The 18,464-nt window shown below is 49.9% G+C and carries 17 protein-coding genes; 5 read left to right on the top strand and 12 right to left on the bottom strand.

Going from position 1 to position 18,464, the window contains the following annotated elements; translation table 11 throughout:
* Positions 1–140 precede the first annotated feature (140 nt).
* Both lgt and hprK read right to left on the bottom strand, forming a co-directional pair.
* The gene (gene lgt / locus ADU24_RS19555; protein ID WP_053368205.1) at positions 141–965 is read right to left on the bottom strand and encodes a prolipoprotein diacylglyceryl transferase; all 825 of its coding nucleotides are present in this window, start codon (positions 963–965) and stop codon (positions 141–143) included.
* 64 nt (positions 966–1,029) lie between these two features.
* On the bottom strand, positions 1,030–1,965 hold the full coding sequence (hprK, locus tag ADU24_RS19560) for an HPr(Ser) kinase/phosphatase (protein ID WP_053368206.1): 936 nt from the start codon (positions 1,963–1,965) through the stop codon (positions 1,030–1,032).
* A gap of 193 nt (positions 1,966–2,158) precedes the next feature.
* On the opposite strand from hprK, the gene nagA reads away from it, so the two are divergent.
* The 4 genes from nagA to ADU24_RS19580 all read left to right on the top strand — a co-directional run bounded on the left by nagA (position 2,159) and on the right by ADU24_RS19580 (position 5,551).
* Positions 2,159–3,334, top strand: a complete 1,176-nt coding sequence (gene nagA, locus ADU24_RS19565) for an N-acetylglucosamine-6-phosphate deacetylase (protein ID WP_053369018.1) — start codon at positions 2,159–2,161, stop codon at positions 3,332–3,334.
* An 86-nt stretch (positions 3,335–3,420) separates the two neighbouring features.
* Positions 3,421–4,146 carry a glucosamine-6-phosphate deaminase gene (gene nagB, locus ADU24_RS19570; protein WP_053368207.1) on the top strand — a complete coding sequence of 242 codons (726 nt, stop codon included), beginning with the start codon at positions 3,421–3,423 and terminating at the stop codon, positions 4,144–4,146.
* Between the two features lie 169 nt (positions 4,147–4,315).
* Positions 4,316–4,642, top strand: coding sequence for a YnfA family protein (locus ADU24_RS19575; RefSeq protein WP_053368208.1), 327 nt, complete (start codon positions 4,316–4,318; stop codon positions 4,640–4,642).
* A 111-nt stretch (positions 4,643–4,753) separates the two neighbouring features.
* On the top strand, positions 4,754–5,551 hold the full coding sequence (locus ADU24_RS19580; RefSeq protein ID WP_053368209.1) for an N-acetylmuramoyl-L-alanine amidase: 798 nt from the start codon (positions 4,754–4,756) through the stop codon (positions 5,549–5,551).
* A gap of 105 nt (positions 5,552–5,656) precedes the next feature.
* Here ADU24_RS19580 and ADU24_RS19585 read toward each other — a convergent pair whose 3' ends face one another.
* From ADU24_RS19585 to ADU24_RS19630, 9 genes are all read right to left on the bottom strand, one after another.
* Positions 5,657–6,013: a phage holin family protein gene (locus tag ADU24_RS19585; RefSeq protein ID WP_053368210.1), complete on the bottom strand. Its 357-nt coding sequence runs from the start codon at positions 6,011–6,013 to the stop codon at positions 5,657–5,659.
* Between the two features lie 104 nt (positions 6,014–6,117).
* Positions 6,118–7,242: a DUF4097 family beta strand repeat-containing protein gene (locus ADU24_RS19590; RefSeq protein WP_053368211.1), complete on the bottom strand. Its 1,125-nt coding sequence runs from the start codon at positions 7,240–7,242 to the stop codon at positions 6,118–6,120.
* Positions 7,243–7,346: 104 nt separating this feature from the next.
* On the bottom strand, positions 7,347–7,661 hold the full coding sequence (locus tag ADU24_RS19595) for a DUF4870 domain-containing protein (RefSeq protein WP_053368212.1): 315 nt from the start codon (positions 7,659–7,661) through the stop codon (positions 7,347–7,349).
* Between the two features lie 67 nt (positions 7,662–7,728).
* The gene (locus ADU24_RS19600) at positions 7,729–8,640 is read right to left on the bottom strand and encodes an ABC transporter permease subunit (RefSeq protein WP_053368213.1); all 912 of its coding nucleotides are present in this window, start codon (positions 8,638–8,640) and stop codon (positions 7,729–7,731) included.
* Positions 8,637–9,584: an ABC transporter permease subunit gene (locus tag ADU24_RS19605; RefSeq protein ID WP_053368214.1), complete on the bottom strand. Its 948-nt coding sequence runs from the start codon at positions 9,582–9,584 to the stop codon at positions 8,637–8,639. The genes ADU24_RS19600 and ADU24_RS19605 overlap by 4 nt, the downstream gene beginning before the upstream one ends.
* 402 nt (positions 9,585–9,986) lie before the next feature.
* Positions 9,987–12,869 (bottom strand): excinuclease ABC subunit UvrA, encoded by a 2,883-nt coding sequence (gene uvrA, locus ADU24_RS19610; protein ID WP_053368215.1) that lies wholly within the window; start codon positions 12,867–12,869, stop codon positions 9,987–9,989.
* A gap of 7 nt (positions 12,870–12,876) precedes the next feature.
* The gene (gene uvrB, locus ADU24_RS19615) at positions 12,877–14,856 is read right to left on the bottom strand and encodes an excinuclease ABC subunit UvrB (protein WP_053368216.1); all 1,980 of its coding nucleotides are present in this window, start codon (positions 14,854–14,856) and stop codon (positions 12,877–12,879) included.
* 523 nt (positions 14,857–15,379) lie between these two features.
* Complete coding sequence (locus ADU24_RS19625; protein WP_082306983.1) at positions 15,380–15,613, bottom strand: CsbA family protein; 234 nt, start codon at positions 15,611–15,613, stop codon at positions 15,380–15,382.
* A 31-nt stretch (positions 15,614–15,644) separates the two neighbouring features.
* Positions 15,645–16,490, bottom strand: coding sequence for an STAS domain-containing protein (locus ADU24_RS19630; protein WP_156324643.1), 846 nt, complete (start codon positions 16,488–16,490; stop codon positions 15,645–15,647).
* Positions 16,491–16,714: 224 nt separating this feature from the next.
* On the opposite strand from ADU24_RS19630, the gene ADU24_RS19635 reads away from it, so the two are divergent.
* Positions 16,715–17,521 carry a YqjF family protein gene (locus ADU24_RS19635; protein WP_053368219.1) on the top strand — a complete coding sequence of 269 codons (807 nt, stop codon included), beginning with the start codon at positions 16,715–16,717 and terminating at the stop codon, positions 17,519–17,521.
* A gap of 67 nt (positions 17,522–17,588) precedes the next feature.
* On the opposite strand, the gene ADU24_RS19640 is transcribed toward ADU24_RS19635, so the two are convergent.
* Positions 17,589–18,434, bottom strand: a complete 846-nt coding sequence (locus ADU24_RS19640; protein WP_231689650.1) for a YwqG family protein — start codon at positions 18,432–18,434, stop codon at positions 17,589–17,591.
* Positions 18,435–18,464 lie beyond the last annotated feature (30 nt).

Here is an 18,464-nt window from a genome sequence, read left to right on the forward strand (position 1 = left end):
ACCTTGATGAAGAAACTTTCAAGCGGAAAACCCTCCCCAAACTGTCTTCATAACGCCGATGAAGACACTTTCATACGGAAAGCTTCCCAAAACTGTCTTCATAAATCAAATGCCGGCATTGCCGGGTTGAATCCAGCGGCCTACTTCCCTTTCCCGTCGTCATCAAGGTACCGGGCGTCGGCAAGGCCGGTTTTTCTGCGGTAAAAGATCAATACCGCGGCCAGCAGAATGAGGCCGATCGATAGCAGCTGTGAGACCCTGATATCACCGAGCATTAGGCTGTCAGTGCGCATCCCTTCGATGAAGAAACGGCCGATTGAATACCAGATAACGTATGCCAGAAAACTTTCCCCCCGGTGAAGATTGACGCGGCGCAGGAAAAGCAACAGCGCGAAGCCGGCAAAGTTCCAGAGCGATTCGTACAGGAAGGTCGGGTGGTAGTAGTGCCCTTCAATATACATTTGGTTAATGATCCAATCAGGCAGGTGCAAGCCTTCAAGGAACGACCGCGAAACCTCTTCCCCATGGGCTTCCTGGTTCATGAAATTCCCCCAGCGGCCGATTGCCTGGCCAAGGATGATGCTCGGGGCGGCAATATCGGCCAGCTTCCAAAAAGAAATGCCTCGTGCTTTCGTAAAGAAATAGGCTGTCAGAACGGAACCGATTAATGCGCCGTAGATGGCGATTCCCCCGTTCCAGATTTTTATAATGTCGCCCGGGTTTTGGGCGTAGTAGTCCCATTGGAAAATAACATAATAAATGCGCGCTGAAATAATGGCGATCGGGATTGCCCAAATGAGCAGGTCGGAAAAGGTCTCTTTTGGCAGCCCCCTCCGATCGCTTTCCCTCATGGCAAGATATAAAGCCAACGCAAGCCCGGTCCCGATAATGATGCCGTACCAGTGAACCTGGATTGGGCCGAGGTCGATCGCAACCGGGTTGAGCGGTGTAATCGTTTCTTCCATTCTCATTCTCCTTTGATTTTCTCTTTTCCTCCAAAAGTTGGAGATCCACTTTTAATCAAGGCGGTTAAAACGGTTCAGAACGGCCTTCCTCAATTACACCCGACAGCTTTTCAGTGAACTGCTTAGCCGCGTTGACGCCCATCCGCTTCAGCCGGAAGTTCATTGCGGCAACCTCGATAATAACAGCCAGGTTTCGGCCAGGGCGGACGGGTATTGTCAGTTTCGTAATTTCTGAGTCGATGATTTTCAATTTTTCCTCGTCAAGGCCCAGCCGGTCATATTGCTTATCCTTGTCCCATATTTCAAGATGGATATTTAACGTAATTTGTTTGTTGCTGCGGACAGCGCCGGCACCGAACAGCGTCATAACATTGATGATGCCGAGTCCGCGGATTTCGAGGAGATGCTCGATTAAATCAGGCGACGTTCCGAACAACGCATCCTGATCCTCCTGGCGAATTTCTACACAATCGTCGGCAACTAGCCGATGGCCGCGTTTCACCAATTCGAGCGCGGTTTCGCTTTTACCGACGCCGCTCTTTCCAGTAAGAAGGACCCCCACTCCATAAACGTCTACCAAAACGCCATGGACAGCGGTTGTCGGCGCAAGCTTGCTTTCAAGAAAATTGGTCAAATTTCCGGAGAAGCGGGTCGTTTTGAATTTCGTGCGCAGCACTGGGACGGATTCCCGCTCGGCTGCTTCTATTAATTCTTCCGGAACCTCAAGGCCGCGGGTGATGATGATTGCAGGAGTAATATCCGTGCATAGCCTCTCCATCCTTACGACGCGATCGTTTCCATTTAATTTTTCAAAAAAAGAAAGCTCGGTCATTCCAAGCAGCTGGATTCGTTCGGCTGGATAATAATCAAAAAAGCCTGCGAGCTCAATGCCCGGCCTGGACAAATCACTCGTTGTAATCGGCCTGTCTATGCCTTCACCGCCACAAATGAGTTCAAGGCCAAACTTCTCGTAAATATCCCTCGTACGTACTTTCAACAAAGCCGTTCCTCCTTCTCTTCTGGCGCAGCCAATCAGTTGATTCTATCTATTTTAGCACTTTTTTCACCGGAACAAAATCAAGCTGGCCAATTTAATCATCGTTGCACCGCTGTTGCCTGGACAGCCAAATGGCGAAAACCGTATACTTAAGGGAAGCACCTAGACGTATATTAGGCGAATGGAGCTGGTTGGTTTGGCCACTTTACTGAAAATTAAAGGCAGAATTGTTTTTGAAAATGAAGTTAAAACAAATCAATACGTCTATATAGAGAATGGAAAAATCGCTGCCGCGGGTCCTTTATCCGAAGCTGACGGAAAATACCAGGATGCCGAGGTATTTGAGTTCGGGGAATCTGCAACGGTCGTGCCTGGGTTCATTGACCTGCACATACACGGGGCGGCCGGCGCGGATACAATGGACGGTACGCATGAAGCGCTTCGGAAAATTGCCGGCGCCTTGCCCGCGGAAGGAACAACCGCCTTCCTCGCGACGACCATTACCCAGGAGCATGGAAACATCGAACAGGCATTGAGAAATGCAGCGAGCTATTGCGAAAACGATAATGTTCCCGGCAGGGCGGAAATGGCCGGCGTCCATCTGGAGGGTCCATTCATCAACGCAAAAAGGGCAGGAGCCCAGCCAAGGGAATATATTATCAATCCCGATATCGATTTATTCAAACAATGGCAAACAACAGCGGCGGGCCTGATTAAGCTTGTCACCACTGCACCCGAACTTGAAAACGGGACAGAGTTCATTGAATATTTGGCCAGTACAGGCGTCATCGCCTCCATCGGCCATACCGACGCCGGCTATGAGGAAGTTGAAAAAGCGGTCCAGGCCGGTGCCAGGCATGTTACCCACTTGTACAACGGCATGCGCGGCATGCACCACCGCGAGCCAGGTACTGCCGGGGCGGCGCTATTGTTCAAGGAGCTTCTCGTTGAAATGATTGTCGACGGCATCCATATCGCCCCTGAAATGGTCAAGTTGTCCGTTGCCGCGAAAGGCCCTGATGGGATGGTGCTCGTTACCGACTCGATGAGGGCGAAATGCCTGAACGCAGGCGTTTATGACCTCGGGGGCCAAGATGTAACCGTTGGTAATGGCCGGGCAGTTTTGGCGGATGGGACACTTGCCGGAAGTATTTTAAAAATGAATGAAGCCGTCCGAAATGCAGCTGATTTTTCGGGGGTCAGCCTTCTGGATGCGGTCCGGATGGCAAGCGTGAACCCGGCGAAGCAGATCGGAATTTTTGATAAGAAAGGCAGCATCGCTCCAGGAAAGGACGCTGACCTGGCCGTCCTGGATTCCGGCATGAATGTCGCTGCAACATGGTGCCGCGGGGTACTGGCGCATAAAAAATAATCGAATGGCGGCAGGTTATCGTTTGGAGGAAAAGAAAAATTCCTTCATAATAAAAAAAATAAAAGGTTTGGAAAGAGGGATAAAGGATGAAAATTATCAAAGTTAAGAACGATACGGAACTGGCAAAAGCCGCCGGGGAGCTAATTGCGGAAAAGGTCCGCGCCAACCCGGAGATTGTCCTGGGGCTTGCGACAGGAGGCACGCCGATTGGCACATACCAATATTTGATTGAGGATCACAAGAAAAACGGCACCTCCTACAGCAAGGCATCATCCGTTAACCTTGATGAATATATCGGTCTGCCGAAAACAGACCCAAACAGCTATTATTACTTTATGAAAACAAATTTGTTTGACCATCTCGACATCAACCCGGAAAGGACCTTCATTCCGGATGGAATGGCGAAGGACCTTGAGGCGGAGTGCACCAATTATGAAAAGAAAATCGCCGATCTTGGCGGAGTTGACCTTCAGCTGCTCGGCATCGGGCGCAACGGCCATATCGCCTTCAATGAACCCGGGACTTCATTTGAGAGCAGAACTCAAGTCATTTCGCTGGCGGAAGATACAATCAAGGATAACGCCCGCTTTTTCTCCTCTCCTGAGGAAGTTCCGACAAAGGCGCTTACGATGGGGATTGCAACCATACTTGAAAGCAAGGAGATTATCCTCCTCGCTAACGGAAAGTCAAAGGCTGAAGCGCTGCACAGCCTCATTAAAGGAGAAATTACCGAAGACTTCCCTGCATCCGCGTTGCAGAAGCATGGCAATGTAACAATCATTGCAGATGAGGATGCACTAAGCCTGATTTAAGGAGCGGTTTTTTTACAAAAGAATCGATTGGATCTCTTTCAAACCGTGGACAAACCTTAAAGATCAAGCTTGAAAAGTGTAAAGAGAGCCGCAATGGCTCTTTTTTTTGTTCTCTCCCCCTCTACATTTAGAATGGGGTGTAAGTACTGTTTTTAAGTGGAGGTCCTTTATGATTGGAGCAATACTTTTATTTGTGGTTGCCGGTCTGGCGGAAATCGGCGGCGGCTATTTAGTCTGGCTCTGGCTTAGGGAAGGCCGCCCACTTTTGTACGGGATTTTCGGCTGCCTTATCCTTGCCGCGTACGGAGTAATTCCGACATTGCAAAACTTCCCGACATTTGGGCGGGTGTATGCCGCTTATGGTGGAGTATTCATCATCCTGGCTGTGCTCTGGGGGTGGGGAGTCGACCGCAAAACCCCTGACTTTTTTGACTGGCTTGGGGCCGGAATTTGCCTGATTGGTGTTTCCATCATCCTCTGGGCACCGAGGCAGTAAAAGTCCTTTTTTAAAAAGAGCATTCTTTAAATTAATTGTCAGCTTGTCCCTAGCCACTTTCAACAATTTTTCATATTTAGTAAGAGAAAGACTTGAAAGGGGGTTAATAGGATGAAATTTATGCTGGATGCGGGCCATGGCTATTCGACAGCGGGTAAGCGAAGCCCTTCGGGGATGCGGGAATACGAGTTTAACAGGGCGGTTGCCGCCTACGCGAAAAAGGAGCTCGAAACGTACCAGGATGTTTCGGTATACCTTGCCCATTCGGACGACCGGGATGTCCCTCTCCAAGAACGGACAGACAAGGCGAACCAATTGCAGGTGGATGCGTATGTGGCGATTCACGCAAATGCGTACGAGGATACATGGAACAGTGCGAATGGGGTAGATACGTTCGTTTATGTGAAAAAACCAAAGGATGCCTATGAGCTTGCCTTAAAGGTTCAGCAACATTTAGTCGAGAAAACCGGACGGCGTGACCGGGGCGTCAAGACGGCCAATTTTCACGTTCTCCGCGAGACGGACATGGCCGCCATACTTACTGAGTGCGGGTTCATGACAAATCGTGAGGAAGAGGCACTTCTACGATCTGACTCCTACAGGCAAATATGCGGAATGGCGATAGCCGACGGGATTGCCGAACAGTTCGGATTGAAGAAGAAACAGCCGGTACCTGCCCCTCGCGACGGGATTCTTTACCGAGTACAAGCCGGAGTTTTCCGCGACAGAACCAATGCCGATGATTTGGTATCCAAACTGTCGTTAAAAGGTTACCAGGCATTTGCCGCGAAGGACAAAGATGGCCTATACAAAGTGCAGGCCGGCGCTTTTTCCAAAAAAGAAAATGCCGAAGCGCTTGTAAAAAGGCTTATGGCCGATGGGTTTGCGGCTTTGGTTTATCAGGAGTAGCGAGCTGCCTTCGATAAACTTACTTACTCCACGGGGCAAGCTCAATAACGCTGTTTCCTTACGAATGAAAAAAGCGCGGCTTCCCGCGCTTTTTTCTGTAACGGCTTATTTTCGCTCTTTATCCATCACAAATTTTTGAATGATAATATTCACCAACGAAATGATAATTGCCGCAAGCAGTGCCATCCCGAAGCCTGAGATTTCAAATGCAGGCCCCATGAGCGCGTCCGTCAAAAGCAGTGTCACCGCGTTGATTACAAACAAAAACAGCCCGAGTGTCAGGATAGTAGCCGGCAAGGTGAGCAAAATGAGCACCGGCCTGACGAGCACGTTCAGGATGGACAGCAGGAAACTTGCAACGATAGCGGCACCAAAGCCCGATATCCGGAATGCATCGTCAAAATACCCCGCGATTGCCATGAACAGTACTGCATTAATCCCTATCCCTATCAGCCATCTCATTTCTAGCTCCACCTTTCATTTCCAACAACTATCTTTTCTTTTTTAAAAAAACTGTAGTCTTCCTAGTAATGATCAAATTGGATTAACGTATCCGCTAACGTTAATTATAATTCATCCTTCCTAGCAGATTCGGCCTTTTTGACTGTGATGCCGCCGGTTTTCGTTTCGGCGATAATCCTGGCCGTCCGGCCATCAGGCTGAATTGTTTTAAACCGGAGCATTTTCTGGATCATCTCGCTTTTTTCCTCAAGAAGCTGGATACGGTCGAGGTCAACCTGGAAACCGCCCAAATTGGATCTTAGTTCGCCGTCGACCGCCTGACCTTCCGGCACATATATATCAATGCCGCCGGTCGCTGCTTTTGCCGAAAGGAACTCGCATGCCCCCTGAATGTCACAGGTGATTCCGCCAGTAAAGGTCCTAAGATCGGCCGATTGAAAAGACCCTTCCAGCTTGATGCCGCCATTGATCGTTTCAGCCTCAACCTTTTCAACCGCACAGCCTTTTAGCTTAATATGCCCATTTCCTGTCTCAGCCTCAAGCTTTTTGCCGGAAATTCCTTTAAAGGAAATTTTTCCGCTTCCAGTCTTCGCCTTTACATCGGCTGCGCGCAGATTTTCCCCGGTTACTGGCCCGTTGAACAATTTGGCGCGAACCTTTTCGTACGATTCGTCCGGGACATACAGGACAGTGTCCACCTTCATCCATTTATGAGTCGTTAAAAATCTCAGCCGTCCTTCGACGACATCGAAAACAACCGCTTCAAGGAGCGTTTTCCTTGCCTCATCCTGGTTCTCCACCCGGTAAACGCGGGCCTGGCACTCAGCCCTGACGTTTTGCTGTTCCCATGGGACAATTTTCAGCGAGCCGTTGGCAATGTTGACATCAATATCAGCCAGGCTCACGGCATTTTGATGAAAAATGTGTGAAATCTCCACAGATTGGCCAAAATTGAAATCCAAATCCAGTTCCTTGATTTTTTTAATCGCGGTATCAAGGAGTTCAAACAGCTTATCCTTCGTCGTATGCGACCTATACGGCTCCTCGTTTGCCCTTTTGCTTCCGGAGTCCTCGTGCACGACTACCGAGAGCTCGTTCCTCAGCTCCTGCTCCCTCTCGCCTGCGGTCTGGGAGGACTTCTCCAGCTCCTCAAGCAAGGTGATGGCTTCAACCGCCGATAAACTGCCACGCTCAACCATTTCCAAAATCCTTCTGCGCTCTTCCTTCACAAAAAAACTCCCCTTCCTCCACGTTTTCCTTCACATATTTTTAAAATAAACCTAAAACTGGGATGTCATTTTCATACCTTGCCCATTTGCAAATTGGTACAGCCTTACAGCTCCTGGATTGTCTTTATTCCTTTCACAACATTCCAGATAATTACCCCTATCGACAGGATTCCGTAAATCCCCATCCCGAGTATCGCTATCCCAAATCCGGCATCTGACCCGGCACCCGCACCCGCAATCGCACCAAGCATCGCAAACGGAATCGCTACGAATGGTATGAGATGGGATAACAATGCCTTTTTGGCGTGCTCCTTCGTGATGAGGTCCTCTGCTACAAAATAAACTACAATCGGAAACAGGAACGGTGCAAAAAAGATGCTAAAATAGCATAATCCGGACAGGACTTTCCTTGTATCCATAACACCAGCCTCCCTTCCCTGTTTTTACGGGCCTTTACCTAAAAAGTTTCAGTATGGGCTATTTTTTTCACAAATCATACCTTGCCGTCCGATGCCTGCTTTCAAAGTAGCGCTGAAGCCCGCCCGCGAACAGATTAATGAACAGAAGGGTGAGCCCAATCGCGCCAATTCCTGCAAACGGGATCCACTTGTAGACCCGGACATCTTTAAGAATGCTCTCAAAGATCATGGGCCATGATGGAGAGGTATTGACAACTTCGTAAGCCGACCCCCATTCGTTCATCATGAATTTCTGGCTAATGAAAATAAAAACAATACCGAGCTGCGCGAGAAGGAACAGCGTCCTGCCGATATCATTGATAATCATTACAATAATATTTGGTATGACGACAGGCAGATAATAATTCCTGAATAATGTGTACGGAGAACAGCCGGAGACAATTCCCGCCTCAATATAGGGCCGTTTCTCGGTATCCCGCAAATGCGTGTGAATAATTTCGGCAACCCGCCCCGTTTCCAGCAAGGCAATGACGAGAATCATGTAAAATGGCCGCCAATCGGAGAAAAAGATGAACGGCAGGCCGGAAAAAAATGATACGAAGAAAATTGGCGGCATGAATGAAAAAAGCTGCTGCCAGCCATTCATAAGCCACTCTATAAATCTTGAATAAAAGCCAGCTACAGCTAGCGGAACGGCAAATACGTAACGCAGCGCGACGACGCCCAGGACAATCTTAAGTGTTTCTCCCGTCCCCATTATAAGCAGGCTAAGGATATCGACCCCTTTATGGGTACTTCCAAGCGGATATCCCTCCATTGGCGGAAACGGGACAAGGATGATTTTCCCCTCGTCCGTCCTTATCGCTCCAATTTCTTTCAGCTCCGTGTCTACAAATGGCAAATGCGGCCCCGCAACAGCGATGACAGCCAAAAGAGCAAGAAAAAAAGCACCGGCCCAAAGCCTCCAGTTTTTCTTCATCCTGATCCATTCCTTTCAAGCGGGTACAGAAGGTTTTTTCCAATCTGGCTGACTACTTTTGAAAGGAAAATAACCGATGTAAAAAGAAAGATATAACCCGCCGCGCTGTAAATATTAATTGGATAATGCTCCTGCCCTACGGCTACAATGAATGGAGAGGCGACCGATTGGAAGAAAAAATAGGCCGCGCCCCGGTAATTCGTCAAGTATTCAACAATAAACAAGTTTGAGAGAGTATAAAGTGTAATCGTGTTCGTATGGCTGAGAATTTTCGGATAACAATTTTTCAGGACGTGCGTGTAGAGAACTCTTAACGAAGAAGTCCCTTTCGAAAAAGCCGTCTTGATGTAATCCATTGCCTGCTCATCGCGGATGCTTAAAAAGGTGATATTCGCTATATAAAAGACAGGATAAATGGAAAGATAAATGATTCCGAGAATCGTTGTGCTCATTGCGTCGCTGCCATAGACCTTCATATAAGGGAGGAGGCCCCAACTGTATGCCGTCATGACTCCAATCTGAATCATAATAATTAAAAACAGGTCCGGGATTGACAGGAAGAACCTTGTTAATGTTTCGCCAAAGATGCTCGTCTTCTTGTATCTTATCCGATAATCAAAAACCCCTTTGGCCACTCCGCCAAAAAGGCCGATGAATAACGCCGGGATTGCAATTTTCATGCTCTTTATAAAAGTGCGCTTAATGCTCTCAACCCGCGAATAGCCCTCCATTACGTCCCCGAGGCCTTTGTTTTCCTTTATATATGTAAAGAACTCCTTGAATTGGCCGGCATGTTTCTCAAGGGAATATTCATATTTTGCCCCAAGATAATTCCCGGCACCGGCCTCCAGATAGATGATATCCCGAGGCAAAAACAGCAGCGCCATAAATAGCGCCATGACCAACACCCACATTGTTACCTGACTAATCAAAAATTTTAACATCTTTCTCACATCCCCCCTGGCCTGAAAAACAGCACACAGGACCCTTTTTATGGAGCCACTTCGTCTTTTTTAACTCCTTCTTACTTTTCTGTTACATATATTTTACACAAACTTCAGAATTGTTACAATTTTGGAAGAAAGATGTAACGGTATGTATAACTAGCCAGCCGTAAAAAGATAGTTGTTCTTTGAACATTTACTTTTAGATGACGAACTTGGAAGGAAAAAAGCTACCAAAAATCTGTCAGGCGGCCAGGACTCCGATTCTGTGTCATGATTCTTCGGATTTCGGGATTCTTGTGGCTCATTGCCTTTCTGTTTGATTTACGCAAATCCAGATTCAATTTTTATCCCCACACACCAAAAAGGAACCGCCCCATAAAATTGGGCGGTCCCGTTATCCTATCTCGCTTTAGCAGCTTGCTTTTCTTTTCCTTGTACCTGTTCAAGCATCCTGGCGCGGTCACGTTCGAGGATTGGCTTCAAATAGCGGCCGGTATGGGATTCCGGTACGTCCGCCACCTGCTCCGGCGTTCCGGTTGCGACAATCGTGCCGCCCTTGTCCCCGCCTTCCGGGCCGAGGTCGACGATGTAATCAGCGGCCTTGATGACGTCGAGATTGTGCTCGATCACAAGAACTGTGTCTCCGTTTTCGACGAGGCGCTGCAGCACAACCAACAGCCTGGAGATATCGTCGACATGGAGTCCGGTTGTCGGCTCATCCAAAATATACAGCGAACGGCCGGTTGAGCGGCGGTGCAGCTCGGAAGCGAGCTTGACACGCTGTGCTTCCCCGCCGGACAAGGTTGTTGCCGGCTGGCCGAGCGTAATATAGCCGAGTCCGACATCTGTAATCGTCTGCAGCTTTCGGCTGATTTTCGGGATGTTGGCGAAAAATTCTAGGGCATCATCCACGGTCATATCGAGGATGTCCGAAATGTTCTTGCCCTTATACTTCACTTCGAGCGTTTCGCGGTTATAGCGTTTTCCGTGGCATACTTCGCACGGTACATAGACGTCGGGAAGGAAGTGCATCTCGATTTTGATGATGCCATCCCCGCGGCAGGCTTCGCAGCGCCCGCCCTTTATGTTAAAGGAAAAACGGCCCTTTTTGTACCCGCGTACCTTTGCCTCGTTCGTTGAGGCGAAAACATCGCGGATATCGTCGAACACGCCGGTGTATGTCGCCGGATTGGACCTTGGCGTCCGGCCGATTGGCGACTGGTCGATGTCGATGACCTTATCCAGCTGTTCAATTCCCTTGATGGTTTTGTGTTCGCCCGGCTTTGCTTTCGCCTTATGAAGCTTTTGGGCGAGTGACTTATGGAGAATCTCATTGATGAGCGTACTTTTTCCCGATCCCGAAACTCCGGTGACCGCCATGAACACGCCGAGCGGGAACTTGACGGAAACGTTTTTCAGGTTATTTTCAGTGGCTCCCTTGACTTCTAGGAAGCGTCCATTCGGCTTCCTGCGTTCAAGCGGGAGCGGGATGAATTTTTTTCCGGAAAGGTATTGGCCAGTCAGTGACGCCGGGTCGTCCATCACTTCCTGCGGCGTTCCTGCGGAAACGATCTCGCCGCCATGGACACCGGCACCAGGGCCGACATCGATCAAGTAATCAGCAGCAAGCATCGTATCCTCGTCATGTTCAACAACAATAAGCGTGTTGCCGATGTCGCGCATGCTCTTCAGTGTGCCGATCAACCGGTCGTTATCACGCTGATGGAGGCCGATCGACGGTTCATCGAGAATGTATAGGACGCCGGTCAGGCGCGAACCGATCTGGGTCGCGAGCCTGATTCGCTGCGCTTCTCCCCCGGACAATGTCCCGGCAGCCCGGCTTAATGTCAGGTAATCGAGGCCGACATTCACCAGAAAGCCGAGCCGTTCGCCGATCTCCCGCAGGACAAGCCTGGCAATTTTCATTTCTTTCTCGGTAAGGTCGAGCGAATGAAAGAATTGATGCGCTTCGTTGACCGACAGGGAAGTTACTTCCCCGACATGTTTCCCGTTTATAAGCACAGCGAGGCTTTCACGCTTCAGCCTATAGCCATTGCACGCGGGGCACAGATGCTGGGCCATGTACTTTTCCATCTGTTCACGGATATAGTCCGAGCTCGTTTCCTTAAAGCGGCGCTCGACATTCCGTAAAACGCCTTCGAATACGATATAGCCATCTTTTACCTGGCCGAAATCATTCCGGTAGCGGAAGTAGATTTTTTTCCCCTCCGAACCATATAAGATGCGGTCCATCTGGCTTTTTGGCAAGTCCTTGACCGGGACATCCATATCGATGCCGTAATGGTCGCAGACAGCCTTTAAAAGCTGCGGGTAATATTGTGAGGAAACAGATTCCCAAGCGGCAATTGCATTTTGGTTGAGTGTCAGGTCCCTGTCCGGGATGACAAGGTCGGGATCGACTTCAAGCTTTGATCCGAGGCCGTCGCAATCCGGGCAGGCCCCGAACGGGCTGTTGAACGAGAACATTCTCGGTTCAAGCTCGCCAATTGAGAAACCGCAAAGCGGACAGGCATGGTGTTCGCTGAACAGCAATTCCTCTTCTCCGATTACGTCGATGACAACCTTCCCGTCGCCAAGGCCAAGCGCGGTTTCAAGTGAGTCCGCGAGCCTGGGTGCGACTCCTTCTTTCACGACGACACGGTCGACGACAACATCGATTGAGTGTTTCTTATTTTTTTCCAAAGAAATTTCATCGCTTAGATCAAGCATTTCCCCGTTAACACGGACGCGGACGAAGCCCTGTTTCTTGATGTCCTCGAGGACCTGGACATGAGTTCCTTTCCTGCCCGATACGACCGGCGCGAGAACCTGCAGCCTGGTCCGTTCAGGATACTCCATAATCCGGTCGACCATTTGCTCAATTGTCTGCGAGGATATTTCAATCCCATGGTTCGGGCACACCGGCCTCCCGATTCGTGCAAAAAGAAGCCTTAGATAATCATAGATTTCCGTTACCGTCCCGACAGTTGAGCGCGGGTTGCGGCTCGTTGTTTTCTGGTCGATTGATATCGCCGGCGAAAGGCCCTCAATTGCATCGACATCCGGTTTGTCCATCTGCCCAAGGAACTGGCGGGCATAGGCGGACAGCGATTCGACATAGCGGCGCTGCCCTTCCGCGTAAATGGTATCGAAAGCAAGCGAGGACTTTCCTGATCCGGAAAGCCCTGTCAAAACGACAAGTTTATCTCTCGGAATGGTGACATCGATATTTTTTAAATTGTGGGCCCTGGCGCCTTTTACGACAAGTTTATCCATAGCCATGTAGCAGTCATCCTTCCGCTTTCAGCTCTAGTATCAGGTCACGAAGCTCGGCGGCGCGTTCAAAGTTAAGCGCCTTTGCCGCTTCCTTCATTTCTTTTTCCATATCGGCAATCACGCGCTCGCGGTCCTTTTTGGCCAGCTTGCCGAGTGCTTTTGCCGGTGAATATGCTTCACCTTCCTCGGCGGCCTGTGTGGCGCGGATGGCGGCGCGGATATCTTTCTGAATCGTCATCGGCGTAATGCCGTGCTTTTTGTTGTATTCTTCCTGGATGGCGCGTCGGCGCTTCGTTTCTTCAATCGCAATCTGCATCGAATTCGTCATCCTGTCCGCATACATGATGACATGCCCGCGTTCGTTACGGGCGGCGCGGCCAATTGTCTGGATCAGCGACCGCTCGGAGCGAAGGAAGCCTTCCTTATCGGCGTCAAGGATTGCGACAAGCGATACTTCCGGAATATCGAGCCCTTCCCGCAGCAGGTTGATTCCGACAAGCACATCATATTTCCCTAGCCGCAGCTCGCGAATGATTTCAATCCGTTCCAGCGTCTTCACTTCGGAGTGCAGGTATTGAACCTTGATGCCGATTTCCTTCAGGTAATCTGTCAGGTCCTCGGACATCTTTTTCGTCAGAGTCGTCACAAGAACGCGTTCGTTCCGCTTGATCCGCTCATTGATTTCGCCAATCAGGTCGTCGATCTGCCCTTCGATCGGGCGTACGTCAATGTTCGGGTCCAATAGCCCGGTCGGCCGGATGATCTGTTCGACCATTTCCGGAGTGTGTTCAATCTCGTAAGGGCCAGGCGTTGCCGAAACGGCAATCAGCTGGTTGATATGCTGTTCGAATTCCTCGAATTTGAGCGGACGGTTATCGAGCGCGGACGGCAGGCGGAAGCCGTGGTCTACAAGCACCTGCTTCCGGGCCTGGTCTCCATTAAACATACCCCTGATTTGCGGCAATGTAACATGGGACTCGTCCACGACAATCAGGAAATCGTCCGGAAAATAGTCGAGGAGCGTATAGGGCGTCGATCCCGGCGGCCTGAGCGTCAGATGGCGGGAATAGTTTTCAATGCCCGAGCAAAAGCCCATTTCCCGCATCATTTCAAGGTCATAGCGGGTCCGCTGCTCAAGGCGCTGCGCTTCAAGCAGCTTCTCATCCGCGCGGAGCTCCTCAAGCCGTTCTTCCAGCTCTTTTTCAATATTTTCGATGGCGAGCCTGAGCTTTGCTTCCCTCGTTACGAAGTGGGATGCCGGGAAGATGGCGACATGGTTCCGCTCGCCGATGATTTCCCCTGTCAGGGCGTCGACTTCACGGATGCGTTCAACCTCGTCGCCGAAAAACTCGACACGGATGCAATGCTCGTCTTTGGACACCGGGAAAATCTCGACAACATCGCCGCGCACCCTGAACGTACCGCGCTTGAAGTCGATATCATTCCGTGCGTATTGGATATCGACGAGCTTATGGAGCAGCTTGTTCCGTTCGATTTCCATCCCGGTCCGGAGGCTGAGGACCATTTCCTTGTATTCCTCCGGCGAACCCAAGCCATAAATGCACGAAACAGACGCGATGATAATAACATCGCGGCGCTCAAACAATGAAGATGTCGCCGAGTGGCGCAGCTTGTCAATCTCATCATTGATACTCGCGTCTTTTTCAATGAATGTATCGGTCTGGGGCACATAGGCTTCCGGCTGATAGTAGTCGTAGTAGCTGACAAAATACTCGACGGCGTTATTCGGGAAAAATTCCTTGAACTCGCTATACAGCTGGCCGGCGAGCGTCTTGTTATGGGCGATGACGAGCGTCGGCTTGTTTACCTCCTTGATGACATTGGAAACGGTAAACGTCTTGCCCGTACCCGTCGCGCCTAGGAGCGTCTGGATGCGCTTCTTTTTATAAATGCCGTCGACCAGCTTTTTAATCGCTTCGGGCTGGTCCCCTTCCGGCTTGTATTTGGACACTAATTCAAATTGGTTCTTCATGTTTTCGAACCTCCAATCCTAAAATCAAGCGTCTATTGAAAAACATGATGTATGATTTTGTCATTTAAGTGTGTTGGCTTGTCTTTGCTGCCAATTTATATGGTAATCAGTATGCCCGGCAAGCTGCCTCCTTCAAACCGGCCGGATGCTCCCAAAGTGGCCCATGTGCTGGCAAACTGAAGGGTTATCCAAAGGCGGCCTTGTTCCTGGCAAACTGAAAGGATGCTCCCGAAGGCCGCGATGGTGCGGACAAACTGAAAGGATGCCGAAATTCTGAATTCCGGCATTTCAGGAATCGTATAAAAACATTCTACCACAAAGGAATACTGGCAAACCAACTTTATACGAACAAGTATTCGTTTTATTTTATGGATTTCCTGCTGCATACAGGGTGTTTTTTAAAAAAAATGGGAATTATGTGGGTGCACTTGCATTATGCTGGCAGTATAAGGGGTGCGGGGGCCAATTTTTGCAAAAAAAAGCCCTGAACATGGAAAACCCGCCGGAGTCTTCTTGGCGGGTGTCAGGCTTCGTTTTTGGTTGGCTTGGTCTTTAGGAATGTGGCGGCCCAGAAGCCTGCGGTGAGCGAGAAGGCGTCGACGATGATGAGCCCCCAGCTGTTTGTGTAGCCTTTGTAGACGGATGCCGCGATGAGGCCGACTGTCAGGGCGAGTGCGATGACGCGGTTGTAGGTGACCCTTGCGAACAGCATGACGGCCAGGCCGGGCAGGAAGAATGCCGATAAGTATTGAATCACCTTTTATCCCCCTTTTGATTTGGTTCGTGAGCTAGTTTTGCCAGTTGAGTTTTGACAATGCTGCGGCGAGGTCCGGTTCGAATTCGGTGTTGTTGAAACTGATTCCCAGGGTGACTGCGGCCTGGGCGACTTCTGGCTTTATGCCCGAAAGGATGGCCCGGATGCCAATGAGGTTCAATCCTTTGATTAATTTTGACAGCTCACATGCGACCGCGGCGTCCATTTCAGGTACGCCGGACATGTCGATGACGAGCTTGTTGATGCGCATCGCGGCGCTTTGGTTCAGGACGGATTCCAGTATGTCGGATGCCCGGTCAAGGTCGATTTCACCGATGAGCGGGAGTACGCCGGTACCTTTTGTTACCGGGATGACCGGGGAGCTCAGTTCGTAAATGATCCTTTCCTTTTCGGAAATCAACTGGCTGTGGACTTCATAATAATGCTTGGAAAATAAACCAATGACTCTGTCAAAGGCGAGATTGATTTGATTGATCCAGCGAAAAATATCGTCATGGCCATGGAGTTCCCGGGATTCACGCGCAAATTTTTCGATAAAGAGGATGATGACGCTTCGGAATATCCCGAATTGTTCAATTACATGGTGGAGCGGGACGCCAGCGTTCACCCTGTCCTCCGAAACCATACGGGTCCAGGGGATAATGCCCTTTTTGAATTCCTCTTCCTCTTCAATAAAAACCTTGGTTATCCGTTCAGTAAATAGCCTGTTTTGTTCGCGAATTTTGTTGACGAGTTCAGGGGATGCATCGACTGAGTAAGGCGACCCGGCTTTTTCACCCCTCCGGCTAAGCCACTCCTCCGTCATATCGGACGAATGGGAAAGTAGATATGTATAAAGTGCGTGGTCTAAGTCTTTCATGGTTCCCCCCTGCAAATGTTTGTAATTATTTATTCTATCATACCCGAAATACTCTTCATTTGCATACGGGGCGCCTGTTTTTGATTTTTTGCGGATTTTCAAGCTGGCTGTCCTGAAAATCGGGTAAGGTAAAGTGAACCTTCCATTAGTGGGGGTTCTGGCATCCACTTTGATACCCCGTTCCAATACCCGAGGAATTGCAAAGTGAAAGGTGGTTCACGAATATGGACGAGTTGCTAAGGCAGACGGCTCATCGGCCCTATCCCCTGCCGGATGCGCCGTGGCTGATGACCCAAACGTGGGAAAATCTAATGTTTATGCATTGGCCCGTGGATGCCGCCATGGCCAGGGCGCATGTCCCGCCCGAACTTGAGCTTGATACGTGGGAAGGCCAGGCGTGGATTTCGATTTCGCCGTTCCGGATCAGGCACCAGCGGTTCAGGGCACTGCCGGAAATCCCAATGCTGAATGAGTATTTGGAATTGAATGTGAGGACGTATGTGAAACGGAATGGGAGACAGGGCGTCTGGTTCTTTTCCCTGGATGCGAATTTGGCGCCGGCGGTGTTTGCGGCAAACGGGTTGCTTGCGCTTCCGTATAAACATGCGGAGATGTCGGTTGAGAATGAGATTCCGGGGGGAGGCCTTGTTGCGGAAGCTTTGGGTGTACCGGAAAGTAGAACAGGCGCGTTGGCCGATTTTCACAAAAGGAAAGGGTTTCGGTTTTTGAATAGGCGGATTGCGGGCGAGGATGGGTTTGGCCGATTGGATTGTTCGTATCTGCCGGTGTCGGAGCCGGGGGTGTGCAGGGCGGGGACGCTGGAGCATTGGCTGGTTGAGCGGTATTGCTTGTTTACGGTCCGGGATGGAAAGGTGCTGAGGGGCGATATTCATCACTTGCCGTGGGATGTGTCGGTTGCGGAGGCTGTGGTTGATGTGAATACGATGAGCCCGGTGCCGCTTCCGGGGGAGCCGGTTCTCCAGTATTGCGAGTCGAAGAAGGTGCTGATGTTTCCGTTTGTGGAGGATTAGAAAGGGATGGAAAGGGCAGCCCTCATATCAGAATGTAGGCTGCCAACTTTCCGAAAAAAACGGTTTTCTAGCAGCAGTCCCAATTATAGTAGACACGCTGAAAGTTTTTACGGCGCAGGTCCTCTTCCTTTATGAAGAAGTTGGCGACGCCGCTGTCGCCGAACATTAGTCCGATTTCATCGTCTGTGTCCGCCTGGAAAAGAAGGAATTCCGGATCACCCTCCTCCCTCGGGTCCTCCTGGGTAAAATAGGGATATCCGCCAATCCTGTGCCCCTCCGCACTTAGTTCCCCGGCATAAAGTTCGAATAAATCTTCATATTCCTTGTGGCTGATAGGCTGGGAGAGATCAATATCGAGCAGCTTTTCAAAGCGGTAATCCCCTTCCGATACAGGGACTTCTGTGAGTTCAAATTTCATCCGGCCTTCCTCCACAATTGGCCCGTACTCACCGCCTAGGTCAGGTATGAAGGAAAAATCGGTTATGAGTGCGGACTCATCGTTTAGGACATTCTCGTAAAATATGACTCTGTAATTTTTTTGTGCGTATGGGTCATCGAAATCAAGGCCGTACACTTCATCGACAGGAGACAAGAAGAATTGCAGCATTCCCGTTTTAGGCATGGGTTTGATATGCGGGATTTCGCTTAAATTGATCTGGGCAAGCAGCGCCATATGATTTCCCTTTTCATCCTTTGGATGGCTTGCTGTCTTGGGGAGATACGGAAMCCCGCCGAATTTGCTATCGAACAAGGCGGCTTTCCCCTTTTCCGTCGTGATTTTGACGCTTGGCCTAGCCGTTTTTTCAATTTGGCTCCGGTAAGCCTCAAGTTCCTTTGGCAACTTTAGTGAGGGGTGGGGCATGTTTTGTCGTCCTCCTTTGTACGTGTCTTTTTTGGTCGTTATTTTAGTCATCTTCACACATTCCAGTTTATCTGAATATTC

Source organism: Bacillus sp. FJAT-27245 (assembly GCF_001273955.1).
GTDB lineage: Bacteria > Bacillota > Bacilli > Bacillales > Cytobacillaceae > Bacillus_D.